The organism is Kitasatospora sp. NPDC101155, from assembly GCF_044768305.1.
GTDB lineage: Bacteria > Actinomycetota > Actinomycetes > Streptomycetales > Streptomycetaceae > Kitasatospora.
This window is the reverse complement of record NZ_JBIWPN010000020.1, coordinates 117,221-134,418: the sequence shown is the minus strand read 5'-3', so window position 1 is coordinate 134,418 and position 17,198 is coordinate 117,221. Positions and strand designations below refer to the sequence as shown.

The 17,198-nt window shown below is 72.2% G+C and carries 16 protein-coding genes and 2 pseudogenes; 7 read left to right on the top strand and 11 right to left on the bottom strand.

All coding sequences use genetic code 11. From position 1 onward, the window contains the following. The 8 genes from ACIRYZ_RS27300 to ACIRYZ_RS27265 all read right to left on the bottom strand — a co-directional run. A partial coding sequence (locus ACIRYZ_RS27300) for an ATP-binding protein (RefSeq protein WP_402948861.1) occupies positions 1 to 995 on the bottom strand: 995 nt, incomplete at its 3' end. Continuing rightward, complete coding sequence (locus tag ACIRYZ_RS27295) at positions 992 to 1,681, bottom strand: isochorismatase family protein (RefSeq protein WP_402948859.1); 690 nt, start codon at positions 1,679 to 1,681, stop codon at positions 992 to 994. The genes ACIRYZ_RS27300 and ACIRYZ_RS27295, both read right to left, overlap by 4 nt. Further along, complete coding sequence (locus ACIRYZ_RS27290; protein ID WP_402948857.1) at positions 1,678 to 2,259, bottom strand: NUDIX domain-containing protein; 582 nt, start codon at positions 2,257 to 2,259, stop codon at positions 1,678 to 1,680. Before ACIRYZ_RS27290 ends, ACIRYZ_RS27295 begins: the two co-directional genes overlap by 4 nt. 116 nt (positions 2,260 to 2,375) lie before the next feature. Then, positions 2,376 to 4,394 carry an ATP-binding cassette domain-containing protein gene (locus tag ACIRYZ_RS27285; protein ID WP_402948854.1) on the bottom strand — a complete coding sequence of 673 codons (2,019 nt, stop codon included), beginning with the start codon at positions 4,392 to 4,394 and terminating at the stop codon, positions 2,376 to 2,378. A 157-nt stretch (positions 4,395 to 4,551) separates the two neighbouring features. Next, entirely contained in the window at positions 4,552 to 5,094 is a 543-nt protein-coding gene (locus ACIRYZ_RS27280; RefSeq protein WP_402948852.1) for a hypothetical protein, read from the bottom strand. A 30-nt stretch (positions 5,095 to 5,124) separates the two neighbouring features. Further along, on the bottom strand, positions 5,125 to 6,087 hold the full coding sequence (locus tag ACIRYZ_RS27275) for an NUDIX domain-containing protein (protein WP_402948849.1): 963 nt from the start codon (positions 6,085 to 6,087) through the stop codon (positions 5,125 to 5,127). Then, the gene (locus ACIRYZ_RS27270; protein WP_402948847.1) at positions 6,084 to 7,580 is read right to left on the bottom strand and encodes a GNAT family N-acetyltransferase; all 1,497 of its coding nucleotides are present in this window, start codon (positions 7,578 to 7,580) and stop codon (positions 6,084 to 6,086) included. The genes ACIRYZ_RS27275 and ACIRYZ_RS27270 overlap by 4 nt, the downstream gene beginning before the upstream one ends. Before the next feature lie 61 nt (positions 7,581 to 7,641). After that, the gene (locus ACIRYZ_RS27265) at positions 7,642 to 7,950 is read right to left on the bottom strand and encodes a hypothetical protein (protein WP_402948845.1); all 309 of its coding nucleotides are present in this window, start codon (positions 7,948 to 7,950) and stop codon (positions 7,642 to 7,644) included. Between the two features lie 415 nt (positions 7,951 to 8,365). On the opposite strand from ACIRYZ_RS27265, the gene ACIRYZ_RS27260 reads away from it, so the two are divergent. Then, positions 8,366 to 9,190: a hypothetical protein gene (locus tag ACIRYZ_RS27260; RefSeq protein WP_402948842.1), complete on the top strand. Its 825-nt coding sequence runs from the start codon at positions 8,366 to 8,368 to the stop codon at positions 9,188 to 9,190. 51 nt (positions 9,191 to 9,241) lie between these two features. Here the strand turns inward: ACIRYZ_RS27260 and ACIRYZ_RS27255 are convergent. Both ACIRYZ_RS27255 and ACIRYZ_RS27250 read right to left on the bottom strand, forming a co-directional pair. Then, positions 9,242 to 9,580 (bottom strand): annotated as a pseudogene (locus ACIRYZ_RS27255) (transposase family protein); the annotation flags it as partial. A 183-nt stretch (positions 9,581 to 9,763) separates the two neighbouring features. Next, a complete protein-coding gene (locus ACIRYZ_RS27250; protein WP_402948839.1) occupies positions 9,764 to 10,507 on the bottom strand; it encodes an alpha/beta hydrolase in 744 nt (247 codons plus the stop codon). A 49-nt stretch (positions 10,508 to 10,556) separates the two neighbouring features. Between ACIRYZ_RS27250 and ACIRYZ_RS27245 the strand changes: the two genes are divergently transcribed. From ACIRYZ_RS27245 to ACIRYZ_RS27235, 3 genes and pseudogenes are all read left to right on the top strand, one after another. Then, a complete protein-coding gene (locus tag ACIRYZ_RS27245) occupies positions 10,557 to 10,934 on the top strand; it encodes a winged helix-turn-helix transcriptional regulator (RefSeq protein WP_402948837.1) in 378 nt (125 codons plus the stop codon). Between the two features lie 320 nt (positions 10,935 to 11,254). Then, positions 11,255 to 13,255, top strand: coding sequence for a hypothetical protein (locus ACIRYZ_RS27240; protein WP_402948835.1), 2,001 nt, complete (start codon positions 11,255 to 11,257; stop codon positions 13,253 to 13,255). Positions 13,256 to 13,494: 239 nt separating this feature from the next. Next, positions 13,495 to 13,728, top strand: a pseudogene (locus ACIRYZ_RS27235) (SAM-dependent methyltransferase); the annotation flags it as partial. A gap of 101 nt (positions 13,729 to 13,829) precedes the next feature. On the opposite strand, the gene ACIRYZ_RS27230 reads toward ACIRYZ_RS27235, so the two are convergent. Beyond that, entirely contained in the window at positions 13,830 to 14,390 is a 561-nt protein-coding gene (locus ACIRYZ_RS27230; protein WP_402948833.1) for a hypothetical protein, read from the bottom strand. Positions 14,391 to 14,680: 290 nt separating this feature from the next. On the opposite strand from ACIRYZ_RS27230, the gene ACIRYZ_RS27225 reads away from it, so the two are divergent. The 3 genes from ACIRYZ_RS27225 to ACIRYZ_RS27215 all read left to right on the top strand — a co-directional run bounded on the left by ACIRYZ_RS27225 (position 14,681) and on the right by ACIRYZ_RS27215 (position 17,146). Continuing rightward, on the top strand, positions 14,681 to 15,040 hold the full coding sequence (locus tag ACIRYZ_RS27225; RefSeq protein ID WP_402948830.1) for an osmotically inducible protein OsmC: 360 nt from the start codon (positions 14,681 to 14,683) through the stop codon (positions 15,038 to 15,040). 779 nt (positions 15,041 to 15,819) lie between these two features. Then, a complete protein-coding gene (locus tag ACIRYZ_RS27220) occupies positions 15,820 to 15,945 on the top strand; it encodes a hypothetical protein (RefSeq protein WP_402948828.1) in 126 nt (41 codons plus the stop codon). A 19-nt stretch (positions 15,946 to 15,964) separates the two neighbouring features. Beyond that, a complete protein-coding gene (locus tag ACIRYZ_RS27215; protein WP_402948825.1) occupies positions 15,965 to 17,146 on the top strand; it encodes an LLM class flavin-dependent oxidoreductase in 1,182 nt (393 codons plus the stop codon). Positions 17,147 to 17,198: the final 52 nt, after the last annotated feature.

Below are 17,198 nucleotides of genomic sequence, written 5' to 3'. Positions count from 1 at the left end.
GACAGGCCGAGGCCGGTCGAGCCGGCGCCGCTGTGGAAGCGCTCGAACAGGGAGCGTGCCCGTTCGGGCGGGATGCCGGGTCCGGCGTCGTCGACCGTGACGGTGCTGTCCGCGTCGAGGGTGATCTCGCTGTCGGCCGGTTGCTCCGGTGGGTGGCCGTGGGGGAGGGCGTTGCCCAGCAGGTTGGCGACGGCGCGGCGCAGCAGTCCGGCGTCGGCGAGGGGGACCGCCGGGTCGGTCTGGACGACCACCCGGTGCCCGTCGGACGGGGTGTCGGTGACGACCGCCATGCCGACCAGGCCGAGGGCGCTGACGAGGGCGAAGAGCAGGGCAATGCGCCCCGTGACGCCGGGCCGGGCCAGGAGCAGCGGGAGCTGGCACACCGGGGACATGGCCAGGGCGGTGACGATGACGCGGCCGAAGCGGGCGGCCAGGCGGCGGTCGGTGATGCCGCCGATCACCCCGCCGATCCCGCCCGCTCCCATGACCAGGCCCAGCACGGTGGGCGGCCAGCCGAGGGTGCGCAGCAGGAACAGGCTCCACAGGGCCGCGCAGGCGGCCATCACGCTGGCGTTGACGCAGTCGGACAGCACGGCGGCGCGGACCAGCGGCGTGCGGAGGGTGTCGGCGAGGCCTGCTCGGATGTCGGCAAGCATGCTGGTCGACTGCTTGGGTTCGGTCCGGGCGGGCTCCGGCGTCGTGATGCGCATCAGCAATACCGCGGAGAGCAGGTAGGACAGGGAGTCGGCGGCGATGGCGCGGCCGCCGCCGAGGAGGGCGACCAGCAGCGGGGGCAGGCGGCCGGCCACCACCAGCCCGGCGACCTGCAGGGTGGAGGCGTGCAGCTTCAGTGCGGCGACGACCGGAACGGCCACCAGCGTCACCCCGCTGCCGGCGACCGAGATCCCCTGCCCCAGGGCGTAGTTGCGGAAGTTCGGCTGCCGCCACAGCGTTCGCGGACGGTCCGGCCGACCGCGGGCCGGGGGCGCGGTCACCAGCCGGCCCGGATCAGGTCGAGGACCTCGGCGGTGGGCCGCACGTCGCCGAAGGACCGGTAGAGGGTCCGCAGGGTGGCGTTGTGGACCTCGTCGCTGCCGGCGGCCGTGCCGTCGGCCACCACGATCACCCGCAGGCCCAGGGTGAACGCGTCGCGCGCCGACCCGGCCACGCACACGTCGGTGACGACCCCGCACACCACCACGGTGTCGATGCCGCGCTCGGCCAGCAGGTCGGGCAGCGGACTCAGGCCGGGGAAGAACGCGCTGGCCGCGGCCTTCTCCACGAGCAGGTCGCGGTCCTCGTCGACGGTGAACTGCGGCCACAGGCGCCCGGCGAGCGGGCCGCTGCCGCCGGAGGTGCGGAACAGCTCCGCGATCTCGGGGCCGTAGAACTCCGCGCGGGCAGCACTCGGCCGGCCGGATCCCGGCAGCACCCAGGCCACCAGGCCGCCGGCCTGACGCATGGCGCCCGCCAGGGTCTGGATCTGAGGGATGATGCCGCGCGCGTATGGCCCGTCGAAGAACGGCACCATGTCGATCACCACCAGGGCGGCGCGGGCCGGGTCGAGCCGGGTGTAGGCGTGACGGCGGCCGCGGCGCTCCTCCTGGCGGTCGTACTCGCGCTGCGGGACCGACCAGGCGTGCAGCAGGGCGGGGGCCTCCGCCGGAGACGGGGCGTTCACGCGCACCCCTTGGAGTGGATGGTGTTGGCGGCCATCAGGACCGACACGGCGGCCCCGGAGAGCAGGAGCGTGCCGTCCATCGCGGCGGCCACCGCCTCTTCCAGCGGCCACCACTCCACGGTCATGCCCGTCTCGGTGCCGGTCAGTTCCTGCTCACCGAGCGTCAGATCCCGGGCGATGAACATGTGGAGCCTGGCCGTGGACTTGGTCATCAGGGCGATCTCGCCGAGCCTGTTCCAGGTGGTGGCCGTGATGCCCGCCTCCTCCTTGAGTTCGCGCCGCGCGGCGTCGAGCGGGTTTTCGCCCGGGTCGAGGATGCCGCCGGGCGGGGTGAGGACCTCGCCGTGGACGTAGCTGCGGTAGCGGACCATGGCGATCCGGCCCTGGTCGTCCAGCGCGACGGTCAAGGCCCCGTCGACCCGGGCCTGGTGGAACTCGAAGCTGCTCTTGGTGCCATCGGGCTGGGTCACCGTGTCGCGGTGGATCAGGTACGAGTCGGTGTCCAACAGGGTGGCGCGGCTGTGGTGCTGCCACGGCTGCGGCACGGCCGGCTGACGGGTGACGGTGGGCAGGCTCAAGGACTGACTCCTTCGGGCTGGCGGGCGGTGGTGAGCAGCGGGCGGGGACGGTCGGGATGAGTGGTCGGGCTGGGCGGGCCGGGCATCGTCGTCACCCGGCCGACCCTGTCGGGCGGTCAGGTCCGGTCGGTGGTGCGGGGGTGGCGCTGTCCGGGCAGCGGGGTGTTGCCGTACTGGCGGGCCTGGAGCAGGTAGGCGGTGCGGTAGCTGCCGCTCCCGGGCCGGCCCGGGTCCGGCTCGTTGCCCATGAGCTGCTCGTGGGTGCCCTGTTCGACGAGCTCGCCGCCGTCGAGGACGTAGATCAGGTCGGCGGCGGCGCTGGCGGCCAAACGGTGGGTGATCAGGACCACCGTCATGCCCTGTGCGGCCAGTGAGCGGATGCGGTCGAATGCGGCGATCTCGGCGGCCGGGTCGAGCGCGGAGGTCGGCTCGTCGGCGATCACCAGGTGCGGGGGCCTCGCGCCGGGGCCGATGGTGGAGAACCGGAAAGCCGAGCGGGCGGTTCCGATCCGCTGCCACTGGCCGCCGGACAGCTCGACGCCTCCGGTGAAGCCCTTGGCCGCCATGGTGTCCCAGCCGTTCGGCTGCTCGCTCAGCAGGGGTTCGAGACCGGCGAAGTCGGCCGCGTCCTGGAGGGCCTGGCCGTCCTCGGCGTGTTCGGGGCGCCCGGCCGTGGTGTTGGCCCGGATGGTGAAGGGCCAGCGGACGAAGTCCTGGGCGAACAGGACGCAGGAGGCGAACAGCTGGCGACGGTCGGCGGTGCGGGTGTCCAGGTCGTCCCACAGGATCCGGCCCTCGTCGGGTTGGTAGAGGCCGACGAGGAGCTTGGCGAGGGTGCTCTTGCCGGCGCCGTTGACGCCGACCAGGGCCACGACCTTGCCGCGGGGGATGACCAGGGACACGCTGCTCAGGGACGGTGAGGTGCGGCCGGGGTAGGTGAACGTCACCTTCTCCAGGCGGATCTCGGCGGGCCGCTGCGGCAGGTCCGCACCCCCGGCGGGGATGGCCCGCTCGCCGGCCGCCGTACCGAGCCGTTCGAGGTCCCGTACGTACAGCGACTCCTCGAACATGCGGTTCACGCCGGTCAGCAGAGTTCCAACGGTCGCTGCACCGCTGCGGATGCCGACGATGACGGTGACCGCGCCGGCCATCGGCAGCCGGTGGGCGAGCACGAGCCAGCCCAGGAGTGCGAAGGTGGCCAGCGAGGCGGCGCCGGACGCCGCGGAGGCGCCGGCCGAGGTCGCGGCCGCGGCCCCGGCCAGGCGCCGGCGCTCCTGCTCGGAGGTGCGCGCCATCTCCTCGTAGCACTCCAGCAGCCACCGGCCCACCCCGTGCACCCGCAACTCGGCCGCGTTCTGCAGGGCGGTGACCTGCTGACAGATCAAGTTCGAGGCACGGGCGTGCTGGAGCCAGGCCATCACCGAGGCGTGCCGGCGCCGAGCGGTGCGCACCGCACCCCAGGCTCGGGGCAGCGCGATCAGCACCAGCATCGGCAGCAGTGCCACGTTCAGGGACAGGATCACCCCGGCGGTCGCCGTCATGGTCAGCACGGCACCCAGCACGGAAACGGCCTCGCTGATCAGGCGCCGCACCGAGTCCGCTCCGAACCGCGCACTCTCCAGGGTCCGCGCGAACTCCGCGTCCTCCAGGGCGGCGAGCTCGACCGAGTCGGCGTGCCGCAGCAGGGTCAGGGTGGTGATCCGCTCGACCTGGGGCTCCAGGACCGCCGCCGCCCAAGTCGAGGCCGACGACAGCCAGCTCGCCGCGCCGGTCGCCGCACCCGCGACCAGCAGCGGAACCAGCGCGCGGTGCAGACTCTGCGTGGCGCTACCGCCGGCCAGCAACTCGGCCAGCACCCGGTTGGTCGCCACCAGCGCAACCGCGGCAAAGGCGGCGCGGCCGACCTCGGCGCACACCACGCCGACCAGAGCCCGCCGGTCGGCCCGCCAGGCCAGACGCCAGGCAAGGACCAGCATGGCCGGGATCTGCCGGGCGACGCGACGCAGCGTGGCGTCAGCGGCGACGCTCTCGTGCCGGGTGAACCCGAAGTCGTAACCGAACCTGGCCCCGAACAGACGGAGCTCACCGGCCGAGGGCTGGCACTCGGGTCGAGGCTTGCGGCGGGGCCAGATCACTGGGCGTCTCCAGAACTCGTCGAAGGGCACAGGCAAGATGGCGGGGCGCGCGCAGACCCGGGCGGCGGCCGGGCGCACCGGCCTCCTCCGGCCGCGTCACACCGGCGCGGCGGCGAGGCGATCACGGAACACCCGCGGTGCGCCGGCGAGATCACGGTCACAGCGGCAGCACCCAGTGCAGGCCCGGGCCACCGATGACGCGCTGCTCCTGGTCGGTCAGCTCCAACCGGTAGGTGTCCGGCCGGCCGGCAGCGACCCAGCGCTCGTGGACGTCCTCGGCGAGCTGCCACAGGGCGCGCGGGCCCCACTCGGTGACGGTGACGCCGTCCGGGGCGATGTGGGCGACGGCGCCAACCGTGTGCTCGGCGGCCGGCTGGTCGGCGAGTTGGACGACCACCTGATCCATGGAGTAGACGAGCCCCCGGTACGCGGCCCGGTCCCCGTCGGCGTCCAGCAGCCGCCAGCGCGTCGTCGGCCGCTCCTCGCCCAGCGGCAGGTAGGCACGCGGGATGAGGTGGTGGCGCGGCACGACGGCCAGCGCCGCGACGACCGCCGGGTCGTGGACCCCGGGCTCCGCGGCCAAAGCGATCGCGTAGCCGCTGGGCACCGAGTCGACCGTGGTGGTGTCCGCCGTAGCGGGCGCGGACGGCCCCTCGACGGTGTGCAGGTCAGGTGCTGTGCTTCTCGGCGCAGCGCTCACCCAGGTCTCCCCTCGGTGGTGTGGCGGTGGTCAGGGACGCACGATGTGGGCCGGGACGCCGCTGCGCACCGCGTTCAGCACGGCTCGCGTCAGGGCGTGGTCGTGGGCTCCGGTCCCATCCCTGAGCTGCGCCTCGGAGAGGGTGACGACCTCGTCGTGCTCGCGCGGGTCGAGCCGGATCGCGGCGAGCTGCGCGGCCGTGAGCACCGGCGCCGCGTGAATGAACCCGATCTTCGTCGGCCAACCGGCCCGGGGCCCCTCGACGACGGTGGCGACCAGCGGCAGCAGTTCCGGGTCGGGCGAGTACCGGAGGCCGGTCTCCTCGAAGGTCTCGCGCACCGCGGTGTGCAGTGGGTCCGGGTCGGTGAAGTCGGCGTCCCCGCCGAGAAATTGAAGTCCCTTGGCCGGGTTGGTGGAGCGCAGCAGGACCACCCTGCCCTCGGCGGTGGTGAGGAAGAGGTCGGCCCACATCGTGGCGGCGGGGATACCGGCCAGGTAGGCGGGCAGGGGAAGGTAGCCGAGGTAGGGCTTGGGCTGGGCGGCATGCCGGCCGATCAGGCCCCGCTCGTGCTCGGCGAGCCGGTCGGGAAGGTCGGCGGGCAGCACCCACCGGTGCGCGTCGTGCTCGACGCTGAGGACGACGTCCTGCGGGTGGTCAAGGGTGGCGGCGAAGGCGAACTCGCGCACTCGCCGGCCGCGGGCGTCGTCGTGGTCGCTGTAACCGAGGTAGGCCGTGACCCGCGCCCCGGCGATGCCGGTCTCCTCGGCCAGTTCGCGCCGCGCGGTCACCAGGGGGCTCTCGCCCTCCTCGATGCCGCCACCGGGCAACTCCCACAGCCCGCCCAGCAGCGCGGTGGCCGCCCGGCGCACCAGCAGCACCTCGGCCCGGTGGTTGACGAGCAGGACCGCGGTGGCCAGGCGCTGCGCGCCGGCGGCCCTGGCCTCGGCGAGCAGGTCGAACGGTGGCGGGTCGAACGGTGGCTGGTCGGTCATCGGGCGCTCCAGGTCAGTGGGGTGGGGCCGGTGGGGTCCCGGTAGCCGAGCGAGCGGTACAGCTCCTCGGCCTCGGGGGACGCGGTGAGGTTGATCTGTCCGCAGCCGTGGGCGGTGAGCCAGTCGTGCACGGCCGCGACGACCCGCCGGGCGTGGCCCTGGCGGTGGTGACCGGGGTCGGTCGCGACGGAGGCGATGTGCCCGACGTACGGTCCTTGACCGGGCCGGGGCATGCGGTCGGTGTACTGAGCCACCGCGCAGGACAGCAGGCGGGTGCCGTTGTCGATGACGAACGCGGCGAACCGCTCGTCACCGGCGAGCCGGTCGGCGAACCACCGCTCGCACTCGCCCGACCACTCCGGCCCGGGGACGGTGCCGGCGGAGGCGAGCATGACCAGGCGCAGCCGGGTCAGCTCAGCCGCGTCCGACGGCACCGCCCGCCGCAGGCCTGCCCCGGCGGGCGCGGCCGGTCGGTGGGGCGGGCGCGGTGCGGGTTTTCGGACGGCCGCGCTGTCCCGGGTCTGCGCGGCGTGGGCGAGCAGCAGGTCGCGCGTCGAAGTGCGCAGCCGCAACCGGTGCAGCATGTCCGGGGTGAACCAGCGCAGCAGGACGCCCTCGGTCAGGCCCACCGCATCCGGGTCGCCGGTCCAGCGGGCGGTGTAGACCTGGACGGGCATGCACAGGCCGTCGGCGCCGGTGGTCTGGTCCACCACGAGCGGCTCCAGTGCACCGAGTTCGAGACCGGGGGCCTCCTCGGCGAGCTCGCGCCGCAGCGTATCCTCCAACGTGTGGTCCTGCGGCTCGCGGCCACCGCCGAGCAGGCTGAACTCACCCGGGGCCCAGATGTGGTCGAACGCATCGCGCAGGTGCAGGAGGTAACGGCCGCCGCCGTCGTGGATCAGCACGGAGGCGTTCACCGGTTCCGGCCGCCCGTCCAGGCCCGCGGTGCTCAGCTTGGCGCGCAGCGACGGGGAGGCGACCTGCTCGAAGGGGCGCCACTCGCAGCCGGTGACCGCCTCCGCACGGAACGCCGTTTCGGGTGTTGCCGCGTCGGCGAGGTAGAAGGCGAACCGGAAGTCGTAGTGCTGGTGGGTGCCTTCGCCCTTGTCGGGGTTCGGGTCGATGTCGTTCAGGTCGATGTCGACGGGCTGGGCGAGGAGCTGTGGGACCAGGCACAGCGCCTCGGGCGGGATGCCGGCCTCCTCGGTGACTTCCCGGATCGCGGTGCCCAGCAGGCTGGTGTCGGATTCCTCGCCGTGGCCGCCGGGGCAGAGCGTCAGCCCGGTGGCCTTGTGGTGGATGTGCAGGACCTGCTGTTCGCGGTTGATGACGACGGCGCTGCAGGTGACGTGTGCGGGCAGCGTCGTGCGGCTGGTCGGCGCAGGCTCGGAGGCCAGCATGGCGAGCAGCGGTTCGAGCGTGGCGCGTTCGGTGGGGTGGCGGGCCAGGTAGGCGCGGGTGACGGCGGCGATGGTGTCGGCGGACGGTGGCAAGCGGGGCTCCTTCGGGACCGGGGGACGAGGATGGGCACGGCTGTCGGTGGGTGTGGCGGGCTCAGGCGGCTGGGTCTTCGAGGGCGTGGTTCCACAGGCCCAGGTGGTCGGGGTCCAGGAGCGGGGCAACCGGGGCGGCCAGGTACTCGTGTTCGACGAGGTAGAGGGCGGCGGCGCCCTGGTGGCCGGGGAAGATTTCGCTCAGGTGGTGGTGGACCTCTTCCTGGCTGACGTTGTCCTTGTGAAGGAGTCGGCGGGCGAGGAGCTTGGTGTTCCGTACGTTCAGGCCGACGGCGGACGGGTTGCGGGAGGCGCGGGAGGCGATGATGCCCGCGGTGTAGGGGCCGACGCCTTTGATCTCGGAGCTCAAGCGTTTGCCTCCTTGCACGTCTCGCTGATCATCAAGTCGAGGGTTCTCGCCACAGCTCCTCCAGACACGGACAGTGCGCGGGCATTCGGAGCCGCCGAATCGGCAGGAATGGATGGCCCAAGTTAGAATCCAGAGCGCCGAGTTGGGGCTGGTTTACAGGCGGGGAGCGTCTGATGATGGTCCTGTTCGAGTGCCCGGTTCAAGCGGATTACCACCGGGCGAGCCCGGGTCGAACGGGGAGTTTTCGAGCACTCCCGAGGCGCTGCTCAGAGCTTCCTCCAGCTGCTCGCGAAGGGGGTGTGACTGCTCACGTTTGTTGGCGTGACCGGCCACGGAGCCGATCAGGTCACGTTGAGTTACGGACAACATCGGTGATCGCCTGCGGATGACGAGCCCGTCCTGCTGCCGTGGAGCCATGACGACGTCGAAGACGAAGACCCTCGTCCGCTCCGATGTGTGTTCGTTGAACGAGCTTATCGTTCCGTACAGTTGTGGCGGGGCTCGCGGCAAATTGTCGCTGGATGAGGGCTGGCCTCGGCAGTGGGCCACTTCCTGGGTGATCGGCGACGGCGAGGTCGCCTGGCCCGTGCGGCGCCTGGGCTCGGTGCCCGTGCTGTCGTCCCGGCCGGTCCGCAAGTTCACGTGGAGGGCCCGCCAGGGCCACAGGCCTGGGTTGCAGTTCGTGGTGTCCACCGGCCGACACCACGCCTTCGAGTCACTGGAGGAGCAACGGCTGCTGCTCGCGCTCGACTTCCACGACGCGAGCGAGGTGCTGCCGCAGCCATTCCGGCTCGACTTCGACCACGCCATGGGTCGCGGCCAGCACATCCCGGATTTCCTGGCCGTGATGCCCGGGGGCGTGGTGCTCTTCGACGTCCGGCCGGGCGATCGGATCGAGGACGACGACCGGCTGAAGTTCGACGCCGCGGCGGAGGTGGCCGCCTCCTGCGGCTGGCAGTACGTCGCGGTGACGGGCTGGCGCCAGCACGTTTACAACGTCCTGGATCACCTGTCGTCCCAGCGCAGGCCCTTGAAGGACCAGTTGAATCTGCAGCGAGAGCTGATCAGCCAGGTCGATCAAGAACCTGTGTGCTTCGGCGAACTGGTGGATCGTACGAGCCTGCCGGCGCTGACGCTCGCGGACCGCTCGAACATCCGACTCATGTCCGATGTGGCCGCCGTGAACTGCAGCGACGCGAAGTTCGGGTGCCATGCGGGCGAGAGCCAGACGGTCAAGTAGATGTACCCGACCGACACTCTTCTCGCATCTGGTCTGCAGGAACGCGGAGACAGCCGCGTCCAAGGCGTCGCCGTCGAGACGGCCGAGCAACCGCAGGACCGTGGTGGGATGCGGCACCGTGACTGTCTTGCTGAACGGGTCGACGCTGAAGCCGAGGGCCAGGAGGACCCAGCGGGGTGCGTCCGCTATCCACTCGGTGACCGCGGTCAGGGATCTCGCGCCGCCCAGCACGCTCGCCGCCGCAGCCGCCACGATCGCGATCAGCGGGAAACGCCGGCCACGGCGAGCGCGTGGATCCGGCAAGCCGGCAAGGAACCGGGCCAGGCACACCGCGTCCGGCAGCGGCTGTGGCGAGTGGGTACGGGCCAGTTGCTCCAGGCCCGACGGCATAGGAGAAGATGAAACGGCAGGCACGGTCTTCGGTTGTGGTCATGTGGGCTCGACACCTACATGATCAACGAGTCCGTGCCTGCACCTGTATCCGGTCTCGAAACAAGCAGACATGACGGGCCATCCCCGGGCAATCTTGCTCAAGCCGCGGCCACGCAAGGCCCCCCTGCGCCAGACAATTGGTCAGCCGGCCTTCAGCAGCAGGTCGGTGAGTGCCTCCGGCACGGTGACCATGCAGTCATGGCCGCTTTGCAGCTCCCACACCTGGGACTCAGCGCCATTGGGCTGCACCGCCGGAACTGGGCGGCGTGTGACGTCCCCCGATGCGCTTCCGACACAGTGGATGTGTGTCCGGGAAATCGCGTCCACGGCTGGGTTGTCCAGCCGGACCGGCTGCAGAAAGCAGCGCACCGACTCGTCCGACAGCATGGTGCGCAGCCACGCCGTGTCCGCCGGGTCGGTCACCCCGAACAGACCCATCGGCGCGGGCATTTCCGGCACGGGCGGGATGCGCCAGGGGGCGTCGGAGGCGGCGGCCGCGTCGATCAGTCGCTGGGTCTTCTCCGGTATGACGTCCAGCGCGCTCTCACCGTCAGTCGGGACCATCGCGTCGACGTAGACCAGATGCGCGATCCGGTCCGGGACCTCGCCGGCCACGCCGGATATGACCATCCCGGCGTAACTGTGCCCGACCAGCACCACGTTAGTGAGATCCCACTTGCTGAGGAGAGTAACGATGTCGGCGACGTGGGTGTCCAGGTCGACGTCTGGAGTGAGCAGGTGTTCCTTCTCGCCATGGCCGGTCAGCGAAGGGGCGAACGCCTGATGCCCGGCCCGGGCCAGCAAGGGAACCACCCGGTCCCAGACGCGCCCGCTGTGCCAGGCGCCGTGGACAAGAACATAGGTTTTCGTGTGCGGCGTACTCATGCAGAAAGACGCTACTGAGCCGATGGGTACCTCCTGGTAACCTTCGGCCATGCGCGACTCAGCCGGAAGTGTCTTCCTCGCCGACTGCCCCGCCCGGCTCGCCATCGACATCATCACCAACAAATGGGCCGTCGTCGTCCTGTTCGCCCTCAGTCGCCGGCCCCGCCGGCACGGTGAACTCGTCGACCTCGTCGGTGGCATCTCCCGCAAGGTACTCACCCAGACACTGCGTAGACTTCAGAGCTACGGCCTGGTCGAACGCCGTGCCTATGCCGAGGCACCCCCACGGGTCGAATACAGCCTCACCGACCTCGGTCAGACCCTCACCGAACCCATCGCCGCCCTGACCGACTGGGCGAAGACGTACGGCGCCGCCGTCGCCGACTTCCAGGAAGCGGCACAGCAGGACACCACCTCCGACACCTGACCCGTGACCGCCACCGGACACGTGATCAAGAAGAGCACTGCCTGAGCGAATCTGTGAGCCGAGCAGACAGTCCGGCTCGCAGCCTGCCGCTACATCACCCGCGACCTACAACGGCCCCTGACAACCCTCGGAATCCCCTGACCAACCGGACGAATCGACTACACGCAAAGACCCTGATCCCTCGGCCTGGCCGCGCTGGACGAGGAGGCCGACCCGGTCTACGACCGCGAACTCGCGAGCCGGCTGGCCGAGGTCGGCGCCCACGTCGGTGCCATGACGCCGGGCCACCTGGCGGAGTTCGTCGCGGAGAAGGTGGGGCGATGAACGGCCTCTCGCCGCGCGAGGACCTGCTCGCGCTGGGCACGGACACCCTCGCCTCGCTCGCCAATCGGGGCCTGGTCAAGCGCGCCGCCAAGGACCTGGAGGCCGAGGCCGCGCCGCAGGTCGAGAGCGCCGAGGACGGCGCCGTCCTCGGCGTCCATCCGGACGGCGCCCGGACGCGGCTGCCGACGGGCGCCGGGCTCGACCGCGCCGAGTGCAGCTGCGCCGCGACGGGCGTGTGCCGGCACCGGATCTGGCTGGTGCTCGCCTACCAGCGGCTGCACGCGGGGGCGGCGGCCGAGCCTGTGCCGGCGACCGGCTGGTCTCCGGGCAGCTTCGACGACGCGCGGCTCGAAGCAGTCCTCGGCCGGGCCGCGCTCGCCGCCGCGCGGCGGGCCCTCGACCGCGGCTACCCGGCGAGCGTCCACCGTGCCACTGGCGAGGGGCAGTCCGTCCCGTGGGTCGAACTCGTCGGCTGCACGGTGCGGTTCCCCGTCCCGTACGAACTCGGCTACGCGCTCACCGACGCCACCGAGGCGCGCCGGGGCGAGACGATCGCGCTCGCGGTCTGGGCCTTCCGGGCGGCGGACGCCGCCGAGGTCGAGGGAGGCCGGGCGCACGTCCAGGTCTCGGTCGGCGGCCCGGCGGAGGCACCGGCGGACGACACCCGGCTGGAGGAGGCGGTGGCCCTCGCGGACGACCTCCTGCTGGGCGGCATCCCCCACACCACCCCGGTGTTCAGCGCCCAGCTGGACCGGGCGGGCACGGCCCTCGCCCGGGCCGCCCTGCACTGGCCCGCGGCCGTACTCGCCGAACTGCGCGGCCAGGTCGACTCCTACGCCGCCCGCGACACCCGCTACGCCGCCGGGCAGGCCGCCGCCCTGCTCGCCGAACTGCACGCCCGGCACCGGGCAGGCGCCCTCGACCGGCCGGGCGTGCTCGGCACCCGCGAGCCGGCCGACACCCCGCTGCGCCGGGTCCGGCTGGTGGCGCTCGGCTGCCGGATCTCCGCGGCGAGCACGACGGAGCGCACGGCCGAGGTGTACCTCGCGCAGCCTGACGCGGGCATCGTCCTGGTGCTGCGCAAACAGTGGAAGGTAACGGACGGCCAGACGGTCACGGGCGCCGACCTCGGGGCCCGGCGCGTGCTCGGCGCCCCGCTGCGGGCGCTCGCCGGGGCCAACGTCGTCAGCGAGAACATCTCCCGCAGTGCAGGGCGGACGGTCGGCATCGGCCGCGGACGGGTCGCCGCGACCAGCGTCACGCCGGTCGGCTCGGCCTGGGCCGAACTGCCCGACACACTGCTGGTCCACGACGCCGCCGCGCACCTGCGCGCCTGGGACGACCGGCCGCCCCGGTTGATCCGCCCCCGGGTGGCGGCCGACACCGCCCGGGTGCTCGCGGTCGACACCATCGAGTCGCTCGGCTACGACCCCGCCCAGCAGCGGCTGGAGGCGCTCGTCCGGGACCGGTCCGGCACGACCAGCCTGATCCGCGCCGAGCACGACCCCGTCTGCCCGGGCCGCCTCGACGCCCTCGCCGAGGCACTCGGCAGCGGCCAGGTCCGCTACGTCAGCGGCCTGCTGCGCCGTGAGGGCGGCCGCCCCGTCCTCGACCCGCTCGGCGTCCTCACGGCGGACGACCTGGTCCTCCCCGACGTCGCCCCGGCCGAGCCCGCCGCCTCCCTCGCCGCCCCCACCGCCCATCCCGCCCCGGACCCGATCACCCACGCACTGGAAACCGCCCTCACCGCCCTCGCCGAACTCGCCCACACCGGCCTGCGCAACTCCACCCGCACCGCCGCTGCCCGCCTCGCCCCCGCCACGGCCCAGCTCCGCCGCACCGGCCTGCGGGCCGGCGCGGCCCTGCTGGACGCGCTCGCCGACGCCCTTACGACGGACCCGGCTGCCGCCGCGGTGGCGCGGTGGGCGGACGCGGCGATCCACCTGTTGGTGGCGCACGAGCTGCACCAGGAGGAGGTGGATTCCGGGAGGGCGTAGACGCCGGACCGGTGTGCGGTGGGGGAGAAGAGGAATCCGGGGAGGGCGCCGCCCGCTTCAGAGGACAGGGCCGGTGCCATTCCCGCGTTCGGGCCCGGCCGCGACCGGCACTGGTGGGAATGCCATGCGCACCGACAGCGGCCGTCCCCTGCACGGGCGTTGTGCGGCCTGGGGGTGTGGGCCGATCCGGCGGTCGTGTCAGCCCTCGGCCGGGGTCCAGGTGGCGGTGGCCATGTGGCGGCTTCCGCAGCCTGATAGCGGCGCGCGGCGCGGACCTCTCGTAGGGGCGGACGCTGCCCCGGGTGCGGCGCGAGGCCGGTCTGGCCGAGGTGGAGGCCGACGCGTACTTCCCGGTCACCTCCCCGGCCTGCGCCGTTCTGGAGGATGCGACGGTGTGGCAGATTCGTCACCTCCTGGTCGGGCAGGGCCTGGCCACCGCCCCGATGCTCTCCGCCTGGGGTCGTAAGCCGTAAGCCGTAAGCCCTAAGCCGTAAGCCGTAAGCCCGGCCACGGCCCAACGCGATGGGCAGGACGCCGTCGATCGCCAGCAGGAAGCTGACATTCCGATACCCGACTACCCGGGCCGCTTCATTGCCGTGGCGCTGGCACTGGCACTGGCACAGACGGGACGGGTGCGGGCGGCGTAGGAGCGAGCGGCCACGACGAGGCCGATGCCCAGACCGCCGAATGCCAGGCCGCCGAGCTCGACAAACCAGGTGATCCCCGAGCTGGAGGTGAACGGCAGGGACGGCTTGATCTTGGGCAATACGCCGACAGCCATGAGCGGGGCCGCGATGGTGAGGAAGACCCCGTACATCGTCAGTGGGATACCGGTCAGCCAGGCCGGAATCAACGGCAGCAGGCGCGGGACCCGCCGTCCGGACAGGAACAGCGTCCAGCGGGGGAACACCTGCCCCCACACGTACAGCAGCCCCAGCAGCAGGAAGATCCCGACCATCGCGGCCAGCACGGTCACGTCGATCCCCGCCGCCGCGGTTGCCTTCGCCGGGCCCGACGCGTCGACGATCGACGTCCTCTGCCAGTCATCGCCCGCGACGCGGAGCGCGTTGCCGCCCAGCGTCCAGATGGTCTTGGCTCCCGCCCACGGAAGAAGTCCGCACATGAGCAGGTACACCGCGACGCGGGTCCGCCTCGGGGCCCGGGAGGCGGCTGGATGGGCGAGCGGGCCATCGCCGGCGCCGGCGTGCGGCCTCCCACAACGCGGGCAGTCGCCGCGCAGCCGTCGGCGGTACGACAAGCCGACGAGGAGTAGAAGGGCGGACCGCGGGCCCGTCGAGCCAGTGCCGAACCCTGGCCAGTACCCGGGCCCGGGGGCGACCAGTGTCCGACACCGGCTCGACGGGGCATCGCCGCCAGGGAGTCTGAGGACAGCCGTTCAGGAAACCGACGTAAGGAAGACCCGCCATGCCCGTCAACTACACCGCCACGGTCGAAGTCGCCGGCGAGGGCCGCAACGGTGGCACCGCCCGCTCCACCGACGGTCTGCTCGAACACCGCCTGTCCATCCCCAAGGAACTGGGCGGAGCCGGCGACGCCACCAACCCGGAACAGCTCTTCGCCGCGGGCTGGGCCGCCTGCTACCTCGGCGCCCTCCTCCACGGCGACGACGGCGAGTTCTCGCTCCTGGCCACGCTGGCCCCGCGCCTCGGCGGCGTCGACCAGCGCACGGCCGAGGAGCTCGCCGAGGCCGCCCACCGGATCTGCCCCTACTCCAAGGCAACCCGGGGCAACATCCCCGTCACCATCAACGCCGCCGCCGTCTGAGCGCCTGCGACATCAGGGTGCGCCTCCGCCGACCTTGCGCACGTGCGGGCAGGCGGAGGCGCACTCGTCATCCTCCGCCACTGGCGGTCGATGACATGGTGCGGAACGGCCCGGGTGATGTCCTTGGGATTGCGAAGGAGGTGCCCGTCCACGGTTCCGTACGTGTCGGCGTACCACTCGATGGAGTGCTCGGTGCGGGCCGGGGCAGTGGGACGTCCCGGTACTCACCGACCTTGCGGTGCCTCAGGCGGGCATCGGCCTGGGTGGCCAGGCCGATGCCGTTCCGCTCCATGCTCTGGATGCTCTCCATACCGGTCGGATCCGCCCCAGGGCGGCGTCGTCAGAGGGTCGGTCCGGTTCGAGCACGTGATGCCGAGGGTGGTCAGCGGTCTGGAGTCCTCTCGGCTCACGATACGGACCGACGTTGACGCCGGATACGGAGTCCGGCTAGCTTCCCCGGCATGCAACAGCGCCCTGTCGCCCTGACGACTCGCGGTCACATCGACCTCCTGCGGGTCTGTGCTGCTGCCTGTCGCTCCTGTTGAGAGCCGCTGCCTCCCGAGAGTCCCGCTGCGTCTGACGGGCCACGCGATTCCGCGAAGCCTCACCGCTTGCCCTGACCCGTTGCCGCCGGCCGCGCCACTCTCAACGACTCGATCCGCGTGAGCACCGCCGAGTGCCGTCGTGCGAGGCTCGAACCATCCGTTGCGCACAACGCAGTTGGCGTCTGCCGCCACATCCTTCCTGTGCCCGGGCCGCACCCCGCCCGAGGAGACGCCATGCCCGTCGAAACCGACGCGCTGTCCCCGCCCCTTGCCGCCGCCGTCCCCTTCGCCGACTTCACCGACCGTCGGTTCAACGCCGGCCTGCCCCCGTCCACCACCACGACGGCCCCCGTCAACTGAACAACCCGGAGCGTGCGCCATGAACGTCCATCTTCACTGGTTCCTGCCGACCGGCGGGGACGGCCGAGGCCTGGTCGACCGCCACGCCTACGCCAGCAACCTCACGGAGAAGGCGGCGGGCGCGGCCCCGGGCAGTGCCGCCGCAGCCGTCCGCCGGCCCGACATCGAGTACCTCGCGCAGATCGCCAAGGCCGCCGACCGGCTCGGCTTCGAGGCTGTCCTCACCCCGACCGGCACCTGGTGCGAGGACGCCTGGCTCACCACCGCCTTCCTTGCCCACGAGACCGAGCACCTCAAGTTCCTGGTGGCCTTCCGGCCGGGCCTGCTCTCACCGACCCTGGCAGCTCAGATGGCCGCCACCTACCAGCGGGCCACCCGCGGCCGACTGCTCCTCAACGTGGTGACCGGCGGTGACACCGACGAGCAGGCGCGCTTCGGCGACCACCTGGGCCACGACAGCCGCTACGCCAGGACCGACGAGTTCCTCACCGTGGTGCGCGGGGCATGGACCGGAACCCCGTACGACTTCGACGGCACCCACTACCAGGTGACCGGTGCGCAGGTGCCCGTTCCGCCGGCGCCGGCGGTGCCGATCTTCTTCGGCGGCTCGTCGGCAGCCGCCGGGCCGGTCGCCGCGAAGCACGCCGATGTCTACCTGACCTGGGGCGAACCGCCCGCGCAGGTCAAGGAGAAGATCGACTGGATCCGCGGACTCGCCGAGGCCGAGGGCCGCGAGATCCGCTTCGGCATCCGTCTCCACACCATCTCCCGCGACTCCTCCCGCCACGCCTGGCAGGAGGCCGAGCGGCTGCTGGAGGACATCGGCGACGCCGAGGTGGCGCTGGCCCAGCAACTGCTCGGCCGCAGCGAGTCGGTGGGCCAGCAGCGGATGCTGGCACTCCATCAGGGCGCCCGGGACAAGCTGGAGATCTACCCCAACCTCTGGGCGGGCGTCGGCCTGGTCCGCGGCGGCGCAGGTACCGCACTGGTCGGCAGCCACGAGGAGGTCGCCGACCGGATCGAGGAGTACCACGCCCTCGGCATCGACCATTTCGTCCTCTCCGGCTACCCGCACCTGGAAGAGGCCTACTGGTTCGGTGAGGGCGTCCGCCCCGTGCTCCAGGCCCGCGGCCTGGTCGGACCCCCGCCGAGCGCCCTTGTCCTGGGCGGCATCCCGCTTCTCGCCGCCGGGGGACGCTGACGCCCCACCGCGCCCGCGCCGAGGCGCCGGATGCCGCCGTTCACCGACAACC

Coding starts and splice junctions, on each gene's coding strand:
- ACIRYZ_RS27275 (WP_402948849.1), bottom strand. CDS start 6,087: ATGACCGACCAGCCACCGTTCGACCCGCCACCGTTCGACCTGCTCGCC.
- ACIRYZ_RS27220 (WP_402948828.1), top strand. CDS start 15,820: ATGCCCGTCGAAACCGACGCGCTGTCCCCGCCCCTTGCCGCCGCCGTC.
- ACIRYZ_RS27250 (WP_402948839.1), bottom strand. CDS start 10,507: ATGAGTACGCCGCACACGAAAACCTATGTTCTTGTCCACGGCGCCTGG.
- ACIRYZ_RS27215 (WP_402948825.1), top strand. CDS start 15,965: ATGAACGTCCATCTTCACTGGTTCCTGCCGACCGGCGGGGACGGCCGA.
- ACIRYZ_RS27240 (WP_402948835.1), top strand. CDS start 11,255: ATGAACGGCCTCTCGCCGCGCGAGGACCTGCTCGCGCTGGGCACGGAC.
- ACIRYZ_RS27245 (WP_402948837.1), top strand. CDS start 10,557: ATGCGCGACTCAGCCGGAAGTGTCTTCCTCGCCGACTGCCCCGCCCGG.
- ACIRYZ_RS27225 (WP_402948830.1), top strand. CDS start 14,681: ATGCCCGTCAACTACACCGCCACGGTCGAAGTCGCCGGCGAGGGCCGC.
- ACIRYZ_RS27260 (WP_402948842.1), top strand. CDS start 8,366: ATGACGACGTCGAAGACGAAGACCCTCGTCCGCTCCGATGTGTGTTCG.